2 protein-coding genes are annotated in these 2,528 nt (G+C 71.8%); one reads left to right on the forward strand and one right to left on the reverse strand.

What is annotated here, in order from left to right; translation table 11 throughout:
* Positions 1-539: 539 nt before the first annotated feature.
* The gene (locus LBC97_13070; protein ID MDR2566957.1) at positions 540-896 is read right to left on the reverse strand and encodes a hypothetical protein; all 357 of its coding nucleotides are present in this window, start codon (positions 894-896) and stop codon (positions 540-542) included.
* 527 nt (positions 897-1,423) lie between these two features.
* On the opposite strand from LBC97_13070, the gene LBC97_13075 reads away from it, so the two are divergent.
* Positions 1,424-2,528, forward strand: a 1,105-nt coding sequence (locus tag LBC97_13075) for a hypothetical protein (GenBank protein ID MDR2566958.1), incomplete at its 3' end; no start/stop codon positions are given.

Below are 2,528 nucleotides of genomic sequence, written 5' to 3' on the forward strand. Positions count from 1 at the left end.
CTGCCTGGCCGAAGAACCTGCGGTTCGAAGGCATCACCAGCGCTCCTGGCGTCTACGCGGTGACCTGGTCGTTCGCCGGACCCGATGGCCGCGCAACCTTCCACTTCGAGGAGATCGGCGGCGAGCGCTGCCTGGTCTCGCGCAGAATCGGCCATCACGACATTTACGCCAAGCCGTAGACCGCCCCGCGAAATGATGACGGCGCCTTTTCGGCGTGGATAAAGGCAAAACGAACCCAAGCCCGTCAGGCGTCGCGAGCCCTACGATCCCTGAACCGGCAGTTTGATGGCGTTTTCTCGGCTGACGGCAATTGTCCGGTCAGGCCGGTAGGCCTACACGAACGCGGCGGACAGTTCGTTCCGCAGGTTCCCGATGCCGTTCGCACGCTTCGTCCCCAACGCCCGCCCGCAGTCGGCTGGCGTCCGCTTCGAGCAAGCCGCCGGGTGAAGCCCACCGGGGTGACGTGGTGGTGAGACCGAGGCGGCATCGTGGCGGTGAGACCGAGGCGGCATCGTGGCGGCGTCCCAGCCGTCGCTTTGTCACTCCAGTGCCGCGCGGATTTTCGCGAGGGGCATGAGCTTCACGCCGGCGTCTTGCCTGGCCGCCTCGTAATTGGCGAGGGCGAATGGCGCCATCAGAGGCACGGCCAAAGCCACGCGCCCGCGCCCTGGAGCCAGCAGATCCCCGGCGCGAAGCAGGTCGTCCCGCAGCCACGACAGGTCCTTGACCGAGCGGCCAAGGGCGCGCGCCAGCGTGGAAACGAGGGTTTCTCCTCCCAACGCCGCCACGGCCACGATGAACTCGATCTGTCTGTCGCTGAGTTTCTCCCACCTTGGTTGGAGGGTCTGCGCTTCCACTACTCGCCGGACCGCCCGCGAGAGCCCGGGTTTGTCCACGGACCGCCCGCGAGAGCCCGGGTTTGTCTACCGGGTCGCGCGCTCGCGCAGGTCGTCGTGCTTGGTCGCCGCCCCGGACCGGATAGAACGGGGCTCTCGCGAGGGGCATGTGGACAGAATCCGGCGCTCACGGGGGTGGAATGGACGGAACCCGGCTCTCGGCGAAAACACAGACCCGCCCCGCTGCCGCGTGCCCCGATGCCGCGGACGCCGCAACACAGCACCATGTCCCCGCTGACCGGGCCCGTTCCGACCTCGCCGCACCCGCCATCGCCCGGTGCCGTCCCCATGTCCCCGGAACGCAGACCCCCGGCGTGGAACCGCGCCAGACCGGCACCCCGCCCCCAGGTCGCTGACAGCCCTGTCCAAGCGGCCGGTGGGGCCATTCCGCCGTCGCCTCTTTTCGCCGGGTGCTAGCCTTCCAGCAGCGACTTCGCCGCAGGCACCGGCCGCGTCAGGCCGACCAGGGTCCGCGCGGCCAGGCCGCAGCGACCGAGCAGACCCGGCCAGGACAGGAGGCAGAGCCGATGAGCGGCCCGAAGGCATACCGTTTGCTGGTCCTGTCCCCCTCCGAACTCGCCCGCCGCGACCTGATGCAGACCCGCGCAAGGGGCCTGGCACTCCGCGACCGCCTCCTAAGCCAGTTCGCCGTCCTCTCCGGCCCGCCCCCCATGGCCGTCCCGCCGGAACCCGCCAGCGACTCAATCCAAGACTTCCAAGCCTGGGAGGCCGCCCTCCAGGCCGCGAACCAGCAGGCCGAAGCGCTGATCGCCGGCCAGCGCGCCCGCCGCCGCCTCGCGCTGGTCGCGGGAACGGCGCCCGCCGCCATCCAGTTCCAGGCGTCCCAGTCCGGTCAGCCGCCGCTCTTTGCGAGCAGCCCCCCGCCCGGCGCCGCCGCCCAACCCCCACTCAACTGGCCCGTCGCCGCCACGCCCAACGCCGGGCGCGTTCCGACTTCGCCGCACCCGCGTTCGCCCGATGCCGTCCCCATGCCCCCGCTCGCCGGGCCCGTTCCGACCTCGCCGCACCCGCCATCGCCCCACGCCGTCCCCATGCCCCCGCTCGCCGGACCTGTTCCGACCTCGCCGCACCCGCCGTCGCCGGGTGCCGTCCCCGCGCCTCCGGACGCCCCTTCAGCCGGGCACGCCGTTCGTGTCAGCCGGGCCCTTGAGCTGGCCAGCCAATTCGAGGACCAGGCGGCCTTCGAGGCGCTGGCCGCCCGCGCCGCACCCCTCGCCGCCGCTCAGCCGGGCGCCGTCAGCGAAGCCGACCTGCTGGTTCTTGAGGCCGCCGTGGCGGATCAACTCAAAGCCGATTCGAACCGCAAGGCGCTGCGCGCCGAAGCCAACCGCCAGGCTTTGCGGATCGCGCACCTCACATCCCGAGACGCCGAGGCTCTCCGCCAAGCCGCCGCCAGCGCCGACACGCCGGCCGCGGTCGAAGCCGTCCGCCGCCAGGCCGACCAGCTCCTGGACCAAGAAGCCCGCCGGGCGGACGCGGATTACGCCTCGTCCTGCGTCGCGGAAGTGCTGACCGAATTGGGCTACGCGGTTGAAGCCGGCCCGGACGCGATCGGCCAGGCCCCGCTGGCCCCGGACGCCCGCCACGTCATGCTGGCCCGGCGGCCGGATC

It is taken from the genome of Bifidobacteriaceae bacterium (assembly GCA_031281585.1).
In the GTDB taxonomy this organism is placed as follows: domain Bacteria; phylum Actinomycetota; class Actinomycetes; order Actinomycetales; family WQXJ01; genus JAIRTF01.